This window comes from Acinetobacter sp. YH12226, from assembly GCF_013417805.1.
Lineage (GTDB): Bacteria > Pseudomonadota > Gammaproteobacteria > Pseudomonadales > Moraxellaceae > Acinetobacter.
In genome coordinates this window covers 18,592-39,899 of record NZ_VPDG01000021.1, presented here as the reverse complement: position 1 = coordinate 39,899, position 21,308 = coordinate 18,592, and the positions used below count along the sequence as shown (strand labels likewise).

Below are 21,308 nucleotides of genomic sequence, written 5' to 3'. Positions count from 1 at the left end.
CTCGCTCGTCCAGGTAACAGATCCTTAATCTGCTCCCACTGATCATCTCTTAATGCATAGCGTTTAGTCATGAAAAAATAATGAGGACAGGTTAGATTTTCTCAAGCTAATTGATGACAGGCTCTAGTTTTGATTTGCTCTTTTAAATTGCTTATAAAATTTAGGCAATAAAAAAGCCACTTAAATAAGCGGCTGATTTATAACAAGAATTTTGGTGGAGGTGGCGGGAGTTGAACCCGCGTCCGCCAGCACTACGCTCGAGAATACTACATGCTTAGATATCGTCTATTGTTTTAACTCTTTGTGACCCGACGAACAGGGTACAAATCGCGATCCTCTTGATTTAGTACAAAGCCCCGAGGCTTGGCTTTATACGGACTTGTGTGCGTGCGCTTCAGTCGGACTCTCTAACCACAAGTATTCGGAGAGGCGGACAAGCTGCCCTTAGGCAGCTAGAGCGTATGATTCGTCGTTTGCGACTAAAAAATGCAAATTTGATTTACGAGAGAAAATGCGCTCTCGGCATGCATCTATGAGTTTCATCACCAGCGTCGAAGCCAGAAACACCCCCAAAGTACAAGGCAATCATAGCATAAATGTCAAAAATTACGATGTATTTTCTGAACATTTACACAACTTGATGCGCTTAATTACATTATTGCGCTAATATTTTACTTTTCAAGCCAAATAACAGAAAAATTATGAGCTATTTACTGGCACTAGATCAGGGAACAACGTCAAGTCGGGCAATTATTTTTAATGAACATGGACAAGTTCAGGCAACGGCTCAACGTGAAACGCATATCCACACCCCACATTCGGGCTGGGTGGAACAGGATGCTCAGGAAATCTGGAGCTCACAGATTGCGGTGGTACAGCAAGCTTTAGCGACTGCAGGTATTCTGGCAAAAGATATTAAAGCCCTTGGCCTGACTAACCAGCGTGAAACCACTGTAGTCTGGGATCGTCGAAATGGCAAACCGCTCGCTCCGGCAATCGTCTGGCAGGACCGTCGTACGTCTGACTGGTGTAATCGGCTGATTGAACAAGGCCTGATGTCCAAAATTCAGCAAAAAACAGGCTTACGGATTGACCCTTATTTTAGTGCGGGAAAATTGGTCTGGTTTTTAGAGCATGTCGAGGGAGTACGAGCACTCGCTGAACAAGGCCATGTGGCATTTGGTACTATCGATAGCTGGCTGATCTGGAATCTGACCCAAGGCGCAGAGCACGTCATTGAAGCCAGTAATGCTTCTCGTACCATGTTAATGAATCTGCAGCAACAGTCGTGGGATGAAGAGCTGCTCGAGCTGTTTAATATCCCGGCTTCGGTCTTACCGAAAATTATCTCTTCTGATTGTTATGTCGCTGACACTGCTTCTGGCTTACTTGGGGCCAATATTCCCATCACCGGCATTTTGGGGGATCAGCAGTCTGCACTCTTTGGCCAGTCCTGTTTTGAGGTGGGTAGCGCAAAAAACACCTATGGTACTGGCTGCTTTATGCTGTTCAATACTGGACATAACATTCAGCTTAGCCAGAACAAGCTGCTTTCTACTCTCGCCTGGCAAGCCCAAGGCCAAACTACTTATGCGCTCGAAGGCAGCGTATTTATGGCTGGTGCTGTAGTGCAATGGTTACGCGATGGTCTCGGAATTATTCAAAAAAGCAGTGATGTGGAAAAACTGGCACACCAGGTCGAGCATAGTGACGGCGTGGTTCTGGTTCCGGCATTTACCGGACTGGGCGCGCCGCATTGGGATAGTGAAGCACGTGCCTTACTCTGTGGCATGTCACGCGGTACGACCAAAGCGCATATCGCTCGTGCAGCATTAGAATCAATCGCCTTTCAGGTATCGGATGTGCTCAGTGCGATGCAATCTGATATTGCACATCCATTGAAAGAATTACGGGTTGATGGCGGTGCTAGTAGTAATGATATGTTGATGCAATTTCAGGCCGATATTCTGAATGTACCGGTACTGCGTCCGAAAATGCTAGAAGCTACTGCTTGGGGCGCGGCCGCTATGGCCGGATTGAAAGCTGGCGTATTTTCAAACCTGGATGAAATTTCCCAGTCCTGGCAGCTGGACCGTGCTTTTGAACCCAAAATGCAAAATGACGAAAGAGAAATGCATTTAGCCAAATGGAAAAATGCCTTGAAACGGGCTAAATCTGATCTCTAAATCCTCTAGGTTCATATTTGATCATCATAAAAAAGCACTGTTTAACAGTGCTTTTTAACTTCCTCAGTTCACGATTTCATTAATAGGCATAAGACGCAATCGCTGTTGCAATCGCCTTATCTTCATCATTGACCATGGTCATGCGCATGGTGCAGCCCTTACGCCCCAAACGTAAGGTTTCTGCACGTGCAATAAAATATTTGCCACGTCCAGGCGCCAGATAATCCACCCGCATATCGACCGTCGCCAGACGCGACACTTTTTTAATGGTATCTGCAATCGTTTCCGGTTCAGCTTTTTTATACAGTTCGCCCATGGCCACAATACCACCGACGCTATCCAGTACAGTTGCAGCCAGACCGCCATGCAGAATCTGGAAAGCCACATTACCAATCATGAAATCCTGCATTTCTACATAGGCCTCAATCTGGCCCTCGACCACCCGCATGGTCATGCCGTTATGCTTAAAAAAAGGAGAGCTATTAAAAGCATGTACCAGCTGGTTCAGGACTACATCAATATCCACTTTCGAGCCCAGATGTATATTACCGGTCCAGTTTCTCTCTGTCTTACTCATCACTTTGCCCGAATCCACCACAATAAAAAACCGCTAATTTATGCCCAAAAATTTGAGTTAGGGCTACAATAGAGGCCTAGTTTAATACTGATTACTGAGATTTTTATGACTTATACGTTCAATCGTCCCGCGTTTCCTGCAACTCGCATGCGTCGTATTCGTAAAAATGAACATTTACGTTCGATGGTTCGTGAAACCCATCTCGCGGCAGATCATCTCATTTATCCAGTATTTGTCCTGCCAGGACAAAACCAGACCCAAGATATTCCAAGTATGCCGAATATCCAGCGTCTGTCAGCGGACTTGTTGTTAAAAAAATCAGAACGTCTACTGGAACTCGGTGTCAATAAACTGGCGCTATTTCCGGTCACCCCACAAGAAGATAAAAGCCTGACTGCAGAAGCTGCGTGGCGTGAAGATGGTCTGGTACAAAACACCTTGCGTTTATTGAAAAAAGAACTGCCAGAAATGGTGCTGATTACTGACGGCGCATTAGACCCGTATACCACACATGGTCAGGATGGCATTATTGATGAGAACGGTTATGTCTTAAATGATGAAACGGTCGAGTGCCTGATTAAACAGGGCTTGAGCCATGCCGAAGCCGGTGCAGATGTGTTTGCTCCAAGTGACATGATGGATGGCCGGATCGGTGCGATTCGTCAGGCCTTTGAGCAAAATGGTCATATCTATACTTCGATCATGGCCTATTCAGCCAAATATGCATCAAGTTTCTATGGCCCGTTCCGTGATGCAGTCGGTTCTGCCAGCAACTTAAAAGGCGGCAATAAATACAATTACCAGATGGATGTCGGTAACCGTGCTGAAGCCCTGCATGAAATTGCGCTGGATATTCAGGAAGGTGCAGACATGGTGATTGTTAAACCGGGCATGCCTTATCTGGATATCGTCCGCGAAGTCAAAGACACTTTTGGCGTACCAACCTTTGTCTATCAGGTCAGTGGCGAATACGCGATGCTGGCTGCGGCAATTCAAAATGGCTGGTTATCTGATAGCGTCATTTTAGAATCATTGATGAGCTGTCGTCGTGCCGGTGCAGATGGTATCTGGACCTATTTTGCTGAAGAAGCTGCGCTTAAACTGAAAGACATGAAGTAAAAGGATTTCGGCGCAATGCATATTGCCATTGTCGGCGCTGGCATCACCGGTTTGATGTCGGCGCTGGAACTGCTTGAACAGGGATGTTCTGTTACCCTTTTTGATCAACAGGCCGCCGGACAGGCTGCATCCTGGGCTGGAGGAGGAATCCTTTCCCCGATGTATCCGTGGCGTTATCCCGCTGCTGTAAATGCTCTGGCTCGACATGCCAAACCCATGTATCAGGACTGGAATCAAAAACTGCAACCTTTCACTGGCATCGATTTCCAGATTCATCAAACAGGTATGCTGATTTTTGATGAATCCGATTTTGAAATCGGTTTAAGTTATGCCAAAACACATCAGGATCCGCAGCAACAGGCAGAATTGCTTGATCAGGCTAAACTGCAACAGATCAATCCAAGAATTAATCAGAGCAAATTCAAGCAGGCGATTTATTTCCCTGAACTGGCGAATATCCGTAATCCACGGTTATTACAGTCGATCATTCACTATTTGAAGCAGCATCCTCGTGTCACCTGGCAAGAAGACTGTAAAATCACTCGGCTCAATATTCAGCAAGGCTGTGTAAAAAGTATCTCAGATGAACATAGCGAGGTTTTTCAGGCAGATCAATATGTGTTCACAACCGGAGCATGGTCGCAACACTGGTCACAGCAACTTGGTTTGGAAATTCCGGTACAGCCGGTTCAGGGCCAGATGCTGCTGTTTAAAACGCCAGAAAACTGGCTGCCGACCATGTGCATGCATAAGGTGATGTACCTGATTCCACGTCAGGATGGACATGTTTTATGTGGTTCCAGTATGCGTCAGGTCGGTTTTGACACCTCGCCTTCTAGCGAAATCCGGCAGGATATTTTACAGGCGTGTATCGAGATGGTACCGGAACTGGCAGATTTTCCGCTGGTCAAGCAATGGGCCGGATTAAGACCCAGCTCACCCGATGGTATTCCCTATATTGGCAAAATTCCCAAGCTACATAATGCCTGGGCCAATTTTGGACATTTCCGGAATGGTTTATGCATGGGGCCGGCATCAGGCAAACTACTCGCTCAACTCATCCTTAAACAAATGCCAATCGTTGATCCAGCTCCTTATGATCCTGTCCGTTTATTAGAGCCCAGTCGTTTAGTGCTTTAGGATATTATCCAGTGCTTCTTTCAGAGTTGGATAATGAAACTGGAATCCAGCCTCCTGCAAGGCTTTGGACTGTACATACTGACCGTTTAAGACCAGTTGTGACTGTTCTCCCAGCATCATTTTCAGACTGCATGCGGGTAGTGGAAGTAAGGGTTTGCGCTTCAGAATCTGGGCCGCAGTTCGTGCAAACTGGGCCTGACTACTTTTTTCTGGCGCGACCACATTAAAGATCTGCTCGGCTGTATCCTCAAGTATCAAGAATTCAATCGCACGCAGCACATCCTCTAGATGCACCCAGGTCACTGGCTGACGTCCATGACCAATCCGCCCAAACAGATTCAGCTTAATCGGCAATAGCATCTGCGGAAGAATCCCACCACCTTTGCCAAACACCACCGCAAAGCGAACAATCTTGGTGTTCTGGTTAGTATAGGACAAGGCCAGCTGCTCCCACTTCGCACAGAGTTCGGACATAAAAATATCTTGTGGCGGACTTTGCTCCGTGCAGACCTGTTCCCAGCGCTCATTGGGGTCAATGCCATAATAGCCAACGGCCGATGTTGAAATAATCCGTTTCGGTCTAATCTGATTTTTTTCTAAATAATCAAATAAATGTCTGGTGGTATCTAAACGGCTATTCAGCAATTTCTTTTTACGCGCTGCCGTCCAGCGGCCTTGACCAATACTTTCGCCAGCCAGATTGACCACATAATCAATCTGATGCTGTTTTAATTCATCCAGCTGGTTAATCCAATGAAAGTCCGGATGTGGTTCACGTTTATTTTTCTGACGGGTCAGACCAACCACCCGATAATCCCGTTCCAGTAAAAAATGCACGAGATGACTGCCAATAAAACCACTCGCTCCCGTCAACAGCACTACAGGTTTATACATTCGTCATTCTTCGCCTTATTATTTTCTTGGTTTAAATTATACGCCACTCATCTTCAGCTTTTTAAACCGAGAAGATCTTTGTAGTGGAGAATTTGTATCTTTCATCATTCAATTAATTTATGAAGATCAGGTCACAAAATGATTCATCTATACTTACTGAGGTGGATGGCCAAACATTTTCTCTGCCATACGCTGGGCCTGCTTGCCATAAAACCAGTAGGTCAACAGATACAGCGGAATTGCGATCATCAGGAACATGATCAGCACAATACTCATAAACTGTGGCTGCTGTAGATACAGCAGAAAGTCCTGCCAGGCATTCGGATTGGAACGGGTGGCAATGACAATACCGAGCAAGAGAAATAATAAATTATATCCCCAGTAAATCAGGCTAAAACCGAGAGTGAATTTTTTACGCTCTGCCTGGGTCGGCGCACGTTTTTGCTGTTTTAGAAATTTAAAAAGCACCCAAATCATGGCCACCAGATACGGAACAATCGTCAAAACTGCACCCATGCCCATCGGCAGCAAGGCTGCCAGTACACCGCAAATACAGGTAAAAATAAAACATATAACGAAAAACCAGATAAAATAACGACTTAGTGGCAACATATGCATGACTCAGTGATCTTCAACAAGCTAGTATAAAAAAAATCAGGTTTTTTTTCATTTTATTGTCAACCATCCACTACAGGGTGACGTTATATAGGGTACAAGGTACAAAAATTTGGACTGGCATCCACGAATTTTTGCTGACCTTTAGAGCTAAAGCAATAAGTCCAGTGTACAGGGAAATTTTGAATAGCAGCCAAAATCTTCATGTAACACAAATTTGACCGACGATTTCATCATCACTCGAATCGTCGGTTTTTATTTTTTAAAATCCCTATTTCTAAAATCTGAGGGCTTGCAGAACCTTTAATATCTGATGATCTGGATACAACCGTCCATTAATATCCATACTGATCAAAATAAATTCAGCCTCCAAATCACAAACAATTCACTGAAATATCGATTTCAAGTAGATTTTTACCTGTGCTTTTTCCTATAGTAGCAAGGCAGATATCTTGGGGTTCATTACATGGCAGTTCATTTTCTTCACACTTCCGATTGGCATCTGGGACAATTTTTCCATAACCATGACCGTGAATTTGAACATGCACAGTTTTTGACTTGGCTACTTGAGCAAATTAAAACAAAGCAGCCGCATGCTCTGCTGATTGCCGGCGATATTTTTGATGTGATCAATCCAGCTTCCAGTGCGCAAAGACAACTATACCAGTTTCTGGCCGACGCCCACGACCTGGCGCCACATATGCAGACCCTGATGATTGCAGGCAATCATGATTCCGGTTATCGGATTGAACAGGTTGAACCCTTGCTGGCCAAATTCAATGCCAAAGCTGTGGGAATCGTAGGCCGCACTGCAGAAAATACCCTGAACCTGGATCGTCTACTTATTCCTATTTATGATCGGGATAAAAATATCATCGCCTGGTGTCTGACCCTACCCTATTTACGCAGTGCCGAAATTACCGGACTGAATGAACATACCAGCAATAACCAGAACGCGATCAGTTATCTGCATCAACAACTGATTGCCGAAGCCAGAGCCCGCAAACAGCCACATCAGGCACTAATTTTAATGTCACATGCGCACATGCAAGGTGGCGAAACTTCCGACTCGGAACGGCCAATTATTGTCGGTAATGAAGAAGCGCTCTCGACGGCGCTGTTTGATGAAGTGATTGATTATGTCGCACTCGGTCATCTGCATAAACCACAAAAAGTTGGTCAGCCGCATATCCGTTATAGTGGCTCACCAATTCCGCTGTCATTTAGTGAAATCAACTATCAACATCAGGTGGTTGAGGTCAGAATTGATCCTGAACAAAGCCCGGAACAGCGCTTTCAATACGATGTTCTAAAAGTGCCACGCACCGTCGAGCTGTTCCGGATTCGGGAAAAGCTGGAAGATTTAATTGCTAAACTTCAGGCCTTGCCTGCCGGAGAAATCGAACAACTGTCGGCACGACATTTTCTGGAAATAGAATACACCACCGATGCGCCGCCACCAGTCGATTTACGCCAGCAAATTGAACTGGCTTTACCCGCCAACCGTTACCGCTTGCTGCGCATCAGCCGGATTTATCAGCAACAGGCCGAACATACGCAAGGAGATTCGAAAATTGATCTGGCACCACCGACGCCGGAATCGCTGTTTTTGAATATCTGGAAAAAAATGGGCTATGAACATGATCATTCTGTACAACAGGATTTTCAGCAACTTCTGGTTGAAGCCCAGCACGAACTTGCTCAGAAACAACAAGCCTAGGATCGGCCATGAAAATTTTACGTTTGAGTCTCAACAACCTGGCCTCCCTCACTGGCACCCATCATATTGATTTTGAATCCAGCCCTTTAACACATGCCGGCCTGATTGCAATCACTGGAAAAACCGGAGCCGGTAAATCGACCCTGCTCGATGCCATGTGTCTGGCGCTCTATAACGAAATTCCACGTCTAAAAGGTGCGACCGGCAGCCTGAAAGATGCCGGTGGTCAGGATGTTTCGATTAAAGACTCCAAGAATATTCTACGCCGTGGCTGCGTGCATGGTTTTGCCGAGCTGGAGTTTATTGCCCTGGATAGCAAACGCTATACAGCACGCTGGGAGATTCGCCGGGCACGTCAGAAAGTCGATGGCAATCTAAAAGTAGATCGTTTTATCAAGTGCATCGATGATGATACGACGCTAACGCAAAAAATATCTGAAGTTACCCCCTTAATTGAAAAACTGCTGGGCCTGAGCTTTGAACAGTTTACCCGCGCGGTACTGCTGGCGCAGTCGGAAGTTGGCGCATTTTTAAAAGCCAAAGATCATGAACGTGCAGACTTGCTGGAATATCTGACCAATTCGCAGATTTTCAGTCTAGTTAGTCAGAAAGCCGCAGAGAAATTCAGCGAAGTCAAAAACAAGCGCAACGATCTGGAAAAGCTGATCGGGCATATTGAAATTCTGTCTGAAGAAGACATCAGCGCTTTACAACAGCAGCAGAACTCTTTGTCTTTGCAACTTCAGAATTTGCAGCAATCAGAAAAACTGCTAGAAAATGAGAAACAATGGCATCTGGACCGACATAAACTCTATGCAGAAGTCCATGCCAAAAAAGAAGTCTACGAAGTACAGCAAGATGCAGTAAATAAATCTGCAGGACAGCAACAGCTACTGGAGCAGCTGGATGAATTCCAGTCGATTCGGGATCAGTTTGTGAGTCGTACCCGTCTAGCCCCTCAAAAAGAGCAGATTCAGCACCAGCACACCCAATTTACGCTGGAATTTGAAACGCTCAAACAGAGCTTTGTAGCAGAAGAAGCCAAACTTACAGCCTTACAACAACAGCAGCAACAGTTTCAGCAACACTTGGCAGACCTGAAACCGCATCTGGAGGCAGGTTTAAGGCTGGATCATGCAATTGATACGGTATCAGAGCGGTACAAAAAACTGCATGCAGAGCAAAGCCAGTTTCAAACCCTTCGTCTACAGCCTTTAGAAGAACAACTGCGACAGCAACAACAGACTTTGAATCAGCTACAAGCTCGGCAAGAAAAGGTTGCACAACAATTGGCTGAATCTGGCTTTTTAAATGTGTTCGATCTGGAGCCGCAAAGTACCTTGCAACGCATACAAGACTTTATGCGTCAGTATCAGCAACTGCAGCAACAGAATCCGGACAGCCTGAAGCAGCCTTTACCTGAACTGGAAAAAACCGTTACAGTACTTTCAGGAAATCTGAACCAGTGGATACAACAGCATCATAGTCTGGAACAGCTAGAAGAGCATCTCAAAACCATTCAGGAAATGCGTCAGCAACGCCAAGCGGAACAGCGTCAGCTCGACCTGCTGCAACAGCAGGTACAACAAATCGTTCAACAATCACAAGAATTTGAACAACTGCAATCTGCTGTAAATAGCCAACAGCAGCAACTAAAAATGCAGCAAGAGGCCGAACAGGCACTACATCAGCAGATTCAGGCTGAACAACAGGCCTATGAACACCTGGAACAAATACTTGCCCAGCAACGTTTATTGCATGCGCAAAGTGTGCAGGATCTTCGTGGCCAGTTAAAACCGGATGAGCCATGCATGGTCTGTGGAAGCCCAGCCCATCCTTTTGTCGATGCCGTCCATGAACATCTGGAACAGAGCCTGAACCAGCTACAGGAGCAACAGTTACGGCAGGCAAAACAGCAGCTCGATCAGCAACTGCAATCTCAGCAGCAGCAACGCATTGAAATGTCTAAAGCACAAACAGTAATTGAGCAACAGCAACAGCGTTGCCAGATCCTGCAAAACCAGATTCAACAATCCTCTGCTGACTGTAAATCTCAACTACTTAAACTGGAAGTGGTTACCGAGCAGCACAATGATCTTCCTACATTCATCCAGTTACTGGCGAATCATACTCAAAGTCTGGTCCAGCAGCTAGAACTATCACAACAGCAGGAACAACAGCTCCAGCAACAATTACAACAATGGCGTCAACAACAACAGCAATTGCACCAATTACAACTGGCTCTACAGCAACGTCAGCAACTCGACCAGCTGATACACCCAGTTTTAAGCATACTGCCCGAGCAGTACCAGTCGCAGCCACCTATGCTCTGCTTACCTCAGTTGCAACGACAAGTAGAGCACCGCATGCAGCACTTGGCAGTACAAAAGCAGCTGGAATCTGACCTGCATCAACAGCAGCAGATATTGGAAAAGAGCCAGTATCAACTACAATTGGAACAGCAAAATTTTGCTCAATTGAGCCAGTCTGTAGAGCAGTTGATTCAGCAAGGCAAAGACCTGCGTCAACAACTGGCTGAACTGACCCAAGAACATGCAGGACAAGTCTACCGTGTCGCTGCAGAATGGCGCGATGCACTAGAGCTACAAGCCAAGACCTTAGAGCAGACTTTAGAACAACAGCGTCAATGCACGGCGCAGGCCGAAAAACAGTGGCATCAAACCCACTTAAAACTGCAAGAATTTATCAGCCAACTTCAGCAGATCGATCAGCAATTGGCTCAATATCAGCAAGATATTCAGGCATGGCAAGCAGCACATCCTCAAGTGACGACAGCTCAAATTGAACAATGGCTCAGTATTGATCTGAGCAACCATCAACGCATTCGTCAGAATCTGGCCAACCAGAAACAGGCACTCGAAAATGCCAGAACAGCCTGGCAATTACTTGAAGAACAATATCAGGCCCATTTAAAACTACAGCCAGAACATGAATTTGAGGAAATTGAACAAAAACTTGGCATGCTGCATCAGGAAAAAATAATGCAGCAGGAAGTGCTCAATGAAACTGATGCCAAACTGCGTATGAATGCCAATAATCAAAACACCTATGCCAAATATCAGCAGCAAATTGAGCAGATCAAAGCCGAAGAATACCGTTGGGGTCGTATTTACGACCTGATCGGACATAAGGAAGGTACCAAATTCCAGAAAATTGCCCAGGAACATCATCTGGATATTCTGGTGGAATATGCAAATCAGCAGTTGCAACCGTTGGCACCCCGCTATCAGTTACACCGTATTCCGGATAGCCTGAGTCTGGCGATTATTGATCTGGACATGAATAGTGAAGTCCGCCCTGTGCTGTCCCTATCGGGGGGTGAAACCTTCCTGGTTTCATTGGCTTTGGCTTTGGCGATTGCCAATATGGCCTCCGGCTCCATGAAACTGGAATCACTGTTTATTGATGAAGGTTTTGGTACGCTAGATCCTGCTTCGTTACATATGGTGATGAATGCACTGGATCATTTACAAAGTCAGGGTCGTAAAGTTGTATTAATCTCGCATGTGCAGGAAATGCATGAACGTATTCCGGTACAGATTCAGGTCAAACCGGTTGGTGCAGGTGCAAGTACCATTCAGATTATAGGCTAAGGATCATGAACACTGCCCCGAATACGCTCTCGCACTATTTCAGCCTACAGCTTGAGAGCCTACGGGGTATCAGTGCCATTGTGGTGTTATTCAGTCACTGCTTTCAGGCATTTATTGGGCCTTTCGATACCAGCATTTATTCATGGATACGCCTGCTTGGGCAGGCTGCAGTCATGATTTTCTTTGCCTTAAGTGGCTATCTGATCGGCTATTCAATCCAGTACAACATTCATCAGCATGGTCAGTTCAATCTGCACCATTATGCCCGACAGCGTGGCCGCAGAATTTTACCGCCCTTTCTGTTTGCCATAGGGTTGACCCTGGTTTTATATCTGCTTGCTCCACTATTATTTACCAGCCACACGCATGCTTTTCAACACAGTTTTGGCATGATGATCCGGACTGACTATAGTGTAGACATGATGGAATTCATTGGTTCGCTGCTATTTTTGAATGGCTTTGTAACACCAACGGTTTCAGCCAATGCTGCGCTCTGGAGCCTGAGCTATGAAGTGTGGTTTTATGTGCTGGCCGGATTCCTACCTTTTTTAAAAAATTCGGAAACCGCCAAAATCGGATTTTTTATGGTTCTGGCTATACTGTCATTACTGAACATCCAGTTTTTTATTTATTTTCTGGTCTGGCTTAGTGCCTTTGCCTGTTCATTTCGATATATCCAGCTACGTTTTTTAAACCGCTTACAATCAGTCAAATTAGCCCTATTCGGCTTGGCATTTCTAATCGCCTGTTTTGATGCTTACCAGTTTCAGGTGATTGATGAGGCCCAGCAATACCGCGCTGCGAATTTTGCCCCTTTTAATTTCTGTGTGGGTCTGGCCTTTAGCTGTTGGCTGGTACAGCTCCAGCATCGACGCAGTCATTATCATCCGGTCTGGGTTCAATCCGCAGACCTTTCCTATACCTTGTATGTCACCCATTTCCCATTACTTTTATTTATTTTGGGCTGTATTCCGGCAACTTTGGCCTATGGTCTGGGCGGAGCAATTTTAGCTTTGCTTGCCAGCATGTGCAGCTTAATAGTTTTTGCCTGGTTAATGGCCAAATGGCTCGAACCAGCCAGAAAAAAAGCGTTATCCAATACCCTGCGATAACGCTTTGCTGCAAAAAACTGACATTAGTAGTTTATACATCTTTTTTAGGCCGTGCACCAAATAGGGCTGTGCCAACACGAACCATGGTAGAACCCGCAGCAATCGCTTCGGTCATATCCCCAGACATGCCCATACTTAAAGTATCCCAATCTTCAGGGTGTGCATGCTGAACTTTGACTGCATCAAATAAAACTTTGGCATCAGCAAAGGCTTGAGGATTATTCGGTGCAGGAATCACCATCAGGCCACGTAAACGTACATTCGGCAGTTGGCTGATTTGTGCCACCAGTTCTGCGACTTCTTCCGGCTGGCAGCCATCTTTGGTATCCTGGCCATCAATATTCACCTGAATACAGATATTCAGTGCGGACTGATTATCTCCACGCTGATTTGATAAACGCTCGGCAATAATCAGGCGATCGACTCCATGTACCCAGGCAAAATTTTCCGCCAGAGCCTTGGTTTTGTTGCGCTGCACATGACCAATAAAATGCCATTCAATCTCCAGCTCTTTCAGTGCCGTGATTTTTTCCAGTGCTTCCTGCAAATAGTTTTCACCAAAAGCACGTTGCCCTGCCTGATACATCTCTGCCAGCACGCTACTCGGCTGGGTCTTGGAAACGGCAAGCAGTTGCACCGCATCTGCTTCGCGGCCGGCCTGAATACAGGCAGTTTCAATTTGCACTAAAACCTGATTTCGTGACTGTTGCAACATATTCATTGATGGGGTTCTCATTTCATTCATCTTTTTTTCCCTTGCCCATGAACTAAGTGTTGGTTAAGCTGTGGGAAAGCCTTATTATTCTATCAAAATAATTAACATTTTAATGAACTCGGGGACCTTATGGATATCACAGAATTGTTGGCATTTTCTGCTAAAAATGGTGCGTCGGATTTACACTTGTCTGCGGGCTTACCGCCAATGATTCGTGTCGATGGGGAAGTTCGTCGCATCAACCTGCCTGCACTGGAACATAAAGAAGTACACAAACTGGTGTACGATATTATGAACGACAAGCAACGCCGTGATTTTGAAGAAAATCTGGAAACTGACTTTTCTTTTGAAGTGCCTGGCGTGGCGCGTTTCCGTGTCAACGCATTTAACCAGAACCGCGGTGCCGGTGCAGTATTCCGTACCATTCCCTCTAAAGTCCTGACGCTTGAAGATCTGGGCATGGGACAGATTTTTAAGGATATCTGTGAATATCCACGTGGTCTGGTCCTCGTCACAGGTCCTACCGGTTCGGGTAAATCAACTACCTTGGCGGCGATGCTGGACTATATTAATGACAACCGCTATGACCATATTCTGACCGTCGAAGACCCAATCGAATTTGTGCATCAGTCCAAAAAATGTCTGATTAACCAGCGTGAAGTACATCGTGATACCCATGGCTTTAATGAAGCATTACGTTCTGCATTACGTGAAGACCCAGACATTATTCTGGTCGGTGAGATGCGTGACCTTGAAACCATTCGTCTGGCATTAACTGCCGCAGAAACCGGTCACTTAGTATTTGGTACGCTGCATACCACCTCAGCGGCCAAAACCATTGACCGTGTGATCGACGTATTCCCTGCCGAAGAAAAAGACATGGTACGCGCCATGTTATCTGAATCCCTACAAGCCGTAGTTTCACAGGCTCTACTGAAGAAAAATGGCGGTGGGCGTGTCGCAGCGCATGAAATAATGATCGGTATTCCGGCGATCCGTAACCTGATCCGTGAAAACAAAGTCGCACAAATGTACTCAGCAATTCAGACCGGTGCCAACTATGGCATGACCACGCTGGATCAGACACTAAAAACGCTAGTGTCCAAAGGTTTGATCAGCCCGCAAGTTGCACGTACTGCAGCCAAACAGCCAGAAGCATTTTTATAAAAAAATTGAATTGTATTAGGGTTTATATACATGGATTTTAACGGCTTACTCGATTATATGGTGGAGAAAAAAGCATCGGATCTGTTCATTACTGCCGATGTCGAACCGTCCATCAAGATTAATGGGCAGATTTTACCAATTGGTTCGGTAAAATTACCCGGTGCGGCAGTAGGACAACTGCTCCATTCCATCATGACCGAAAAACAGCGTAAAGAATTTGCTGACAGTCGTGAATGTAACTTTGCCATCAGCACGCCGGATAAAAGTGCCCGCTTCCGTGTCAGTGCCTTTCAGCAACGTGATCAACCGGGGATGGTTTTGCGTCGGATTGAAACCGTCATTCCGACCATGGATGAACTCAAGTTACCGCCCATTTTAAAAGAACTGGCGATGACCAAACGTGGCATCATTATTTTTGTCGGGGCAACCGGTACCGGTAAATCAACCTCGCTGGCGTCTTTGGTCGGTTATCGTAATGAAAATTCCAAAGGTCATATCATTACCATTGAAGATCCGATCGAATTTATTCACCAGCATAAGGGCTGTATTATCACCCAGCGCGAAGTCGGCATCGATACGGATTCATTTGAAATTGCCCTGAAAAACACCTTGCGTCAGGCACCAGACGTGATTCTGATTGGTGAGATCCGTTCACGTGAAACCATGGACTATGCCATTGCCTTTGCCGAAACCGGACATCTGGTGTTTGCTACCCTGCACGCTAACAATGCCAACCAAGCAATTGACCGGATTATCCATTTCTTCGAAGCAGACCGGCATAACCAGCTGTTTATGGACCTGTCTTTGAACATGAAAGCCATTGTGGCACAGCAACTGATTCCAACCATCGATGGCAATGGCCGCCGTGCTGCGATTGAGATTCTGATTAACTCACCACTGATTGCCGACTTGATTCGTAAAGGTGATGTGCATGAAATCAAGGATCTGATGAAGCGTTCCCGTGAACTGGGCATGCAGACCTTCGATCAGGCGCTCTATGATTTGTATAAAGCCAAACAGATCAGCTATAAAGATGCACTGAAACATGCGGATTCACCAAATGACTTGCGTCTGCAAATCAAGCTCTCAGAAGAAGGTGGCAGCCACTTATTACGTGCGCATTCCAATATTACTTTTGATGGTCAGTCCTGATCATCTTGAAGGCATAAAAAAACAGGCTTCGCATGAAGCCTGTTTTTTTTGTTTGAACCAACGCTCAAATTATTTTTTACGGAACACTTCCTGACAGGCAGGCGCATCGCAATAACCATACAGATTCAGTGAGTGACCGGTTAATTCAAAACCAAATTTTTCAGCAACGTCATGCTGCTCTTTTTCAATCGTGTCATTAATAAATTCAACAACTTTGCTGCAATTTAAACATACTAGGTGATCGTGGTGATCTTCCTGCATAATTTCAAAAACTGAATGATTATTTTCAAAATTATGACGTTCGATGATGCCCGCTGCTTCAAACTGCGTTAACACACGATACACAGTTGCTAAACCTACATCTTCGCCCTGATCGAGTAAAGTCTTGTAAATATCTTCCGCACTTAAATGATGTTGTTTTGAATTTTCTAGTAATTCTAATATTTTAATTCGTGGAAGGGTAACTTTCAGCCCAGCTTTTCGTAAATCTTGGTTTGAAATAGTCATGTAAAAAGGTCTCTCAACAAAATCAAAGTTGGAATATGCAACAAAGTTTAGATGCAGTATGATCTATCCTTGGATCAAATGCATCATAATTAATTTGGGATAGTTTAGCAAAATGCAAAAAATCATGTTGACGTTATTCGTCACTTCATTGCTCGTCGGCTGTTCGACATTAGGTGTTTATAAAGTAGATATTCCACAAGGAACCCCTTTAACCCAAGCACAAGCCGCTAAAATTCAGGTGGGAATGAGCCATCAACAGGTGCGTTTCTTACTGGGCAGTCCAACAGTAAGCGATCCACTGAATCCTTTACGTTGGGACTACATCTATAACTATACCCCAGGAACCTACGCTAAAAAAGCCAAGATCCCGGCAGCCCAAGGCCAGCATTTGAAAATCTACTTTAACCAGTCTGGTATCGTAGAACGTGTTGAAGGTCTGGAGACGATTCCAGAATCTCAACCCGGCTTACCAGGATCAAAAGAAGCAATTTTAAATGCTCCTCCACTATAGTCGGTTTCTCATGAAAAAGCCCCTGAATCATCAGGGGCTTTTTTGATTAAGCTGATTGATTGAGCAGATCATTGAGGCTACTGCTCATTCAAGCCGCTTTCTATTCGGAAGACGGTTTCAGCTTTCTTAAAAGATTGCCTCTGGCATAACGACCCACAGGATTTTTCTCGGCGCGTTTACGTCGGATATCTTTAGGATTGATGGTCAGTGCTCGGTAAATTTCTACCCGATCCCCTGCTGCCAGTGGCTGCTGATGATCTTGCAAACGCACGCCAAAAATGCCCAAAGATAAGGGTTCAGGCAATTCGACCTGCTCACGTATTCCACTTTGCTCAATCGCATCCAGTGCCGTCATGCCGGGCTGAAATGGCACGGCTAGATGAAATTGTTTTTCTGGCGTCGCATACGCTACCCAGATCATCGCCTCACTCATCAGACGAATTGTCCCAAGACAGCAATGATTGCCAGAATAATCCCGACAGGTAACACCACGCGTACTGCAATACGCCAAATGTTATAAAATGCTTCAGAGCTGAAATTCATTGATTTACGCAAATGACTGATCTTCATGATCCAGCCGGCAAATAATGCATAGATCAAACAAATCAATAAGCCCCAGACTAACAACACCACATTGAAAATTGGACTTAGATTTGGAATAGCCCAGATCAGCGTGACCGCCGCCACAATTGCCCATTGAATTGCAGGATGAAGCTGGCGTTGCTGTAATTGTTCACGTGCCATTTGCAGCATTAATGCGGCAGCTGCCACCATTGCTGCGACCAGAGTAAATGCAGGAATTTGTGCTTGTATGGCAAAGAAAGCAAATGCAATGACAGCAACTAGCTGCGCAATCCAGATCGGCAATACCGTCTTGCTGGCGACATCCTGTTGTTGTACAGCGCTCAGGCTAGATTGCCAGTACAAGCCCATGCCCAGACCACTTGCGACCAAAGCCAATACGGTGGCATTGCCCCATTCCGAGAACTCGACTGGTGTGACTTGCCATGCAGGTAGCGCAGTTCCCATCACATTGGCCAGAACCAGAGACGCCAGCACACCAATCGCTGTAACCACTAATAAAATTTGACGTGGCAGCAGTGACAAGGCCAGCGCAGCAATTGCCAATCCGATCAACAGAAGATTCGGTGTAAGATCAAGTGCAGCAACCGCCAGAACATTACTGGCATTGTTCAGCATGGCACCTGCCAAAAACGGAATAAAGATCACACTTAACCAGCCGACAATACGCCATTTCTGTGACGCATCAGCTTCACGGGTCAGCGTCGACAGCGCCTGTAATGGCGTTGTTTTAGAGCGCTTGGCCAAAGCAATTTCCAAGTAGCAGACTGGAAGCGCCAGAATCAGCATGGTGGCCAACCAGAGCATCCAGAAATCCAGCTGACGATCAATCTGTATACCGGTTATCGGTGCGAGCGTCGCGATGATAATAAACGATAAACAGAAAGCCATCAGCGGCGATAACCATTTTGACATAGCATTGTCCTGCATGATGCATTCCTATAAAAATCTAGCGCTATTTTGCCTTGTGGAGCGGTGAAAATCAAAAACAAAAAGCAAACCACCATGACAGTGATTTGCTGCGCAAAAATTATAATTAGATTTTAATTTTTGTTATCTCGTTACGTCTTTTATTATGAAAAGAAACGAGCGAACCAGTTTTTACCTGTTTTCTTTTCTTTTTCCTTGATGATCCCCATCATATTTTCTTTCACGGCACCGACATAATCGGCGTCATCATGCTGAATATGGTTAATCAGCCATTTCGATAATACTTCGTGCAGCTCTGATTCAATGGACTGTCCCAGTTCAAAACGGTCACGATAAGACTCGATTTTTTTAATAAACAGGTCATGCACACGTTTATGCGGCACCCGATATTTATAGCCGGCTTCTTCCTGAAGAGATTCCTCAAAGGTGAAATGCGAATGGGTATAATCAATAATATTGTCGAGAATCTGTTTAATACGGGCACGCTCGGTATTGGCATCAATTCCATCAATTTCGTTGATATAATCGAGAATTCGTTTGTGCTGATCGTCAATCACATCGATACCAGTATTATAATCTGGAACCCATTTCATTTTCATTACGACCACCTATAAATATTAAGGACTTATAACGTGAAAATGAGCATATAGCGTATTGATTCAAATAAAAATGAAGCAAATTAGTCGGCTTTCCGCCTAAATCCGGCTTTTTCATTTTAAGTTTCTGTTATATATAATTAAAAATAATTTATCCTGAGTAAAAGGCTAAGATATTAATTAACCAAAATCCGCAATAAACCTTTATTTATTCTTAGATTTTTTCTTATTTTTTAAATATAAAAAAACGGAGTTTAAACTCCGTCTTTAATCGCATTTCAATATTGATCAGCTCGCGTGACGCGTTTTAAGGAAGGATCAAGACGTTCACGTTCCAGACGTTCAACATGCGTCAACTGAGAACGTACTTTCGCCCCATGCTGAAAAAGGATCATTTCACCGGGCTGGAAGGCAGTCCATTCTTCATTCTGGGTCAATGGTTCAGTGGTAATCACTGCGACGCGATCTTCAGGGGTCGTGACCTGACTAAAGTCCACTTCGACATCAATATCAATCAGCTGAGCCGGTCTAAACGGGTATTCACGTACCAGCCAGTGGAGTTTAGTAATCGCATAGCTAAACAGCGCCTGACCATTCGACAGGCAGAAATTAAAGGTGCCATGCTCCGCGATTGCAGGTGAAATTTCAGCTAGAAGATCGAAAACCTGATCCAGTTTCGGCTCATGATAGCCAAAGCGTTTCACCAGTTGATCCAGCAGGTAACAGAAGGCACGCTCACTGTCGGTATTTCCGACTGGGGTAAAGCGCCCTGACAGTTCAGGAAAATAATCATATAAATCGCCATTATGGGCAAAAATCCATTGCCGCCCCCAAAGTTCACGGCTAAAAGGATGCGAGTTTTCCAGATTAATTTTGCCTTGGGTCGCTTTACGGATATGGGCAATCACATTGCGTGATTTGATTGGATAATTACGTACCAGCTCGGCAATCGGTGATTCAATCGCGGACTGGTTATCGACGAACAGACGGCAGGCTTTATCTTCAAAGAAAGCAATCCCGAAACCATCCGCATGATCAGAGGTAATGCCCGCCCGCTGGGAAAATCCGCGGAAGGAAAAAGTAATATCCGTCGGGGTGGCACAATTCATTCCGAGCAGTTGGCACATGGTCTGGTTTCAGCTCTCTATTTACTTAGAAGCTTATTGTGCATGACTGTCCCAGTCATTTCAAATAGGTGGCTATAAGAAATCCAAATAAAAAAGAGTCTCTATTGAGACTCTTTTTCGCAAAAATTGGCTTAAGAACGATGCGGATTGGCACGATTGGTAATGAGGGTGCCCACACCATGATCGGTGAAAATTTCTAGTAAGCTGGCATGAGGTACACGGCCATCCACGATATGTGCACTTACGACGCCGCCTTTTACCGCATCCAGCGCACAACCGACCTTTGGAATCATGCCGCCATAAATCACGCCAGTTTCGATCAGACGATCGACTTCTTGAGTGGTCAAACCAGTCAACAGGTTTTTATTTTCATCCAAGACACCGGTGATATTGGTGAGTAGAATCAGTTTTTCTGCACCTAGGGCTTCAGCGACTTTACCAGCGACCAAATCAGCATTGATATTATAGGTATTGCCTTCTTCATCGACACCTAGCGGGGCAATGACTGGAATAAAGTCACTATTGGTAAACATTTCCAGAACATCAGTTTTCACGCCAACGACTTCACCGACCAGACCCAGATCAATTTGCTCAACTGAACCATCTTCAGCCACTTTTTCCATCAGCAGCTTTTGCGCACGAATCAGGTTGCCGTCTTTACCGGTAAGACCAATCGCACGACCACCATGCTGGTTAATCAGGTTCACGATAGATTTGTTAACGCTACCGCCAAGTACCATCTCGACTACTTCCATGGTCGCAGGATCAGTCACGCGCATGCCGTCAATACGGTCTGATTCGCGGCCCAGCTGTTTCAGCATGGAATCGACTTGCGGGCCACCACCATGTACCACGATCGGATTAATACCGACTGTTTTTAATAATACGATATCACGTGCAAATGAACTTTCCAGCTCAGGATCGGTCATCGCGTTACCGCCGTATTTTACCACCAGGGTTTTACCCGCAAAGCGTTGAATATACGGCAAAGCTTCTGTCAAAATCTGTGCTTTGTCGATGCCTGTCTGTTGATTTGGCATTCGC

Annotated in this window: 19 protein-coding genes and 1 other RNA gene; 9 read left to right on the top strand and 11 right to left on the bottom strand. The window is 45.2% G+C overall.

From position 1 onward, the window contains the following. Nucleotides 1-212: 212 nt before the first annotated feature. Nucleotides 213-571, bottom strand: a transfer-messenger RNA (tmRNA) gene (gene ssrA / locus FTV08_RS14220). A 130-nt stretch (nt 572-701) separates the two neighbouring features. On the opposite strand from ssrA, the gene glpK reads away from it, so the two are divergent. Further along, on the top strand, nt 702-2,186 hold the full coding sequence (gene glpK / locus FTV08_RS14215) for a glycerol kinase GlpK (protein ID WP_180087563.1): 1,485 nt from the start codon (nt 702-704) through the stop codon (nt 2,184-2,186). Between the two features lie 79 nt (nt 2,187-2,265). On the opposite strand, the gene FTV08_RS14210 is transcribed toward glpK, so the two are convergent. Continuing rightward, nucleotides 2,266-2,763 carry a thioesterase family protein gene (locus FTV08_RS14210; protein ID WP_004646146.1) on the bottom strand — a complete coding sequence of 166 codons (498 nt, stop codon included), beginning with the start codon at nt 2,761-2,763 and terminating at the stop codon, nt 2,266-2,268. Between the two features lie 105 nt (nt 2,764-2,868). Here FTV08_RS14210 and hemB point away from each other — a divergent pair, with 105 nt between their 5' ends. Both hemB and thiO read left to right on the top strand, forming a co-directional pair. Then, nucleotides 2,869-3,882, top strand: a complete 1,014-nt coding sequence (gene hemB / locus FTV08_RS14205) for a porphobilinogen synthase (protein ID WP_004646145.1) — start codon at nt 2,869-2,871, stop codon at nt 3,880-3,882. 15 nt (nt 3,883-3,897) lie between these two features. Further along, nucleotides 3,898-5,022, top strand: coding sequence for a glycine oxidase ThiO (thiO, locus tag FTV08_RS14200; protein WP_180087562.1), 1,125 nt, complete (start codon nt 3,898-3,900; stop codon nt 5,020-5,022). Here thiO and FTV08_RS14195 read toward each other — a convergent pair. Both FTV08_RS14195 and FTV08_RS14190 read right to left on the bottom strand, forming a co-directional pair. Then, nucleotides 5,011-5,916 (bottom strand): TIGR01777 family oxidoreductase, encoded by a 906-nt coding sequence (locus tag FTV08_RS14195; RefSeq protein ID WP_153566756.1) that lies wholly within the window; start codon nt 5,914-5,916, stop codon nt 5,011-5,013. The genes thiO and FTV08_RS14195 overlap by 12 nt on opposite strands. 153 nt (nt 5,917-6,069) lie before the next feature. Continuing rightward, nucleotides 6,070-6,528 (bottom strand): ABZJ_00895 family protein, encoded by a 459-nt coding sequence (locus FTV08_RS14190; RefSeq protein ID WP_005107697.1) that lies wholly within the window; start codon nt 6,526-6,528, stop codon nt 6,070-6,072. Nucleotides 6,529-6,997: 469 nt separating this feature from the next. Here FTV08_RS14190 and FTV08_RS14185 point away from each other — a divergent pair, with 469 nt between their 5' ends. Genes FTV08_RS14185 through FTV08_RS14175 form a run of 3 tightly spaced genes read left to right on the top strand, consistent with a single transcriptional unit; the run spans nt 6,998 to nt 12,977 of the window. Beyond that, nucleotides 6,998-8,251, top strand: coding sequence for an exonuclease SbcCD subunit D C-terminal domain-containing protein (locus FTV08_RS14185; RefSeq protein WP_005104783.1), 1,254 nt, complete (start codon nt 6,998-7,000; stop codon nt 8,249-8,251). Between the two features lie 8 nt (nt 8,252-8,259). Beyond that, nucleotides 8,260-11,865 carry an AAA family ATPase gene (locus FTV08_RS14180; protein WP_180087561.1) on the top strand — a complete coding sequence of 1,202 codons (3,606 nt, stop codon included), beginning with the start codon at nt 8,260-8,262 and terminating at the stop codon, nt 11,863-11,865. 5 nt (nt 11,866-11,870) lie between these two features. Next, nucleotides 11,871-12,977 (top strand): acyltransferase, encoded by a 1,107-nt coding sequence (locus FTV08_RS14175; RefSeq protein ID WP_180087560.1) that lies wholly within the window; start codon nt 11,871-11,873, stop codon nt 12,975-12,977. A gap of 31 nt (nt 12,978-13,008) precedes the next feature. Here FTV08_RS14175 and FTV08_RS14170 read toward each other — a convergent pair whose 3' ends face one another. Then, entirely contained in the window at nt 13,009-13,698 is a 690-nt protein-coding gene (locus FTV08_RS14170; RefSeq protein ID WP_164543220.1) for a YggS family pyridoxal phosphate-dependent enzyme, read from the bottom strand. A gap of 123 nt (nt 13,699-13,821) precedes the next feature. Between FTV08_RS14170 and FTV08_RS14165 the strand changes: the two genes are divergently transcribed. Then, nucleotides 13,822-14,859 (top strand): type IV pilus twitching motility protein PilT, encoded by a 1,038-nt coding sequence (locus tag FTV08_RS14165; RefSeq protein ID WP_004279279.1) that lies wholly within the window; start codon nt 13,822-13,824, stop codon nt 14,857-14,859. A 30-nt stretch (nt 14,860-14,889) separates the two neighbouring features. Next, on the top strand, nt 14,890-16,011 hold the full coding sequence (locus FTV08_RS14160; protein WP_004279277.1) for a PilT/PilU family type 4a pilus ATPase: 1,122 nt from the start codon (nt 14,890-14,892) through the stop codon (nt 16,009-16,011). A 69-nt stretch (nt 16,012-16,080) separates the two neighbouring features. Here FTV08_RS14160 and fur read toward each other — a convergent pair whose 3' ends face one another. Further along, nucleotides 16,081-16,518, bottom strand: coding sequence for a ferric iron uptake transcriptional regulator (fur, locus tag FTV08_RS14155; RefSeq protein WP_004279276.1), 438 nt, complete (start codon nt 16,516-16,518; stop codon nt 16,081-16,083). Between the two features lie 112 nt (nt 16,519-16,630). Here fur and FTV08_RS14150 point away from each other — a divergent pair, with 112 nt between their 5' ends. Beyond that, nucleotides 16,631-17,029 (top strand): outer membrane protein assembly factor BamE, encoded by a 399-nt coding sequence (locus FTV08_RS14150; protein ID WP_004279275.1) that lies wholly within the window; start codon nt 16,631-16,633, stop codon nt 17,027-17,029. Between the two features lie 100 nt (nt 17,030-17,129). Here the strand turns inward: FTV08_RS14150 and FTV08_RS14145 are convergent, their stop codons facing one another. The 5 genes from FTV08_RS14145 to argB form a co-directional block, all read right to left on the bottom strand. Beyond that, complete coding sequence (locus tag FTV08_RS14145; RefSeq protein ID WP_005107703.1) at nt 17,130-17,462, bottom strand: RnfH family protein; 333 nt, start codon at nt 17,460-17,462, stop codon at nt 17,130-17,132. Beyond that, complete coding sequence (locus tag FTV08_RS14140; RefSeq protein WP_180087559.1) at nt 17,462-18,541, bottom strand: hypothetical protein; 1,080 nt, start codon at nt 18,539-18,541, stop codon at nt 17,462-17,464. Before FTV08_RS14140 ends, FTV08_RS14145 begins: the two co-directional genes overlap by 1 nt. 143 nt (nt 18,542-18,684) lie before the next feature. Beyond that, the gene (locus tag FTV08_RS14135) at nt 18,685-19,140 is read right to left on the bottom strand and encodes a bacteriohemerythrin (RefSeq protein WP_180087558.1); all 456 of its coding nucleotides are present in this window, start codon (nt 19,138-19,140) and stop codon (nt 18,685-18,687) included. 275 nt (nt 19,141-19,415) lie between these two features. Next, complete coding sequence (locus FTV08_RS14130) at nt 19,416-20,264, bottom strand: class II glutamine amidotransferase (RefSeq protein WP_004730575.1); 849 nt, start codon at nt 20,262-20,264, stop codon at nt 19,416-19,418. 131 nt (nt 20,265-20,395) lie between these two features. Further along, nucleotides 20,396-21,304, bottom strand: coding sequence for an acetylglutamate kinase (argB, locus tag FTV08_RS14125; RefSeq protein WP_004279270.1), 909 nt, complete (start codon nt 21,302-21,304; stop codon nt 20,396-20,398). Nucleotides 21,305-21,308: the final 4 nt, after the last annotated feature.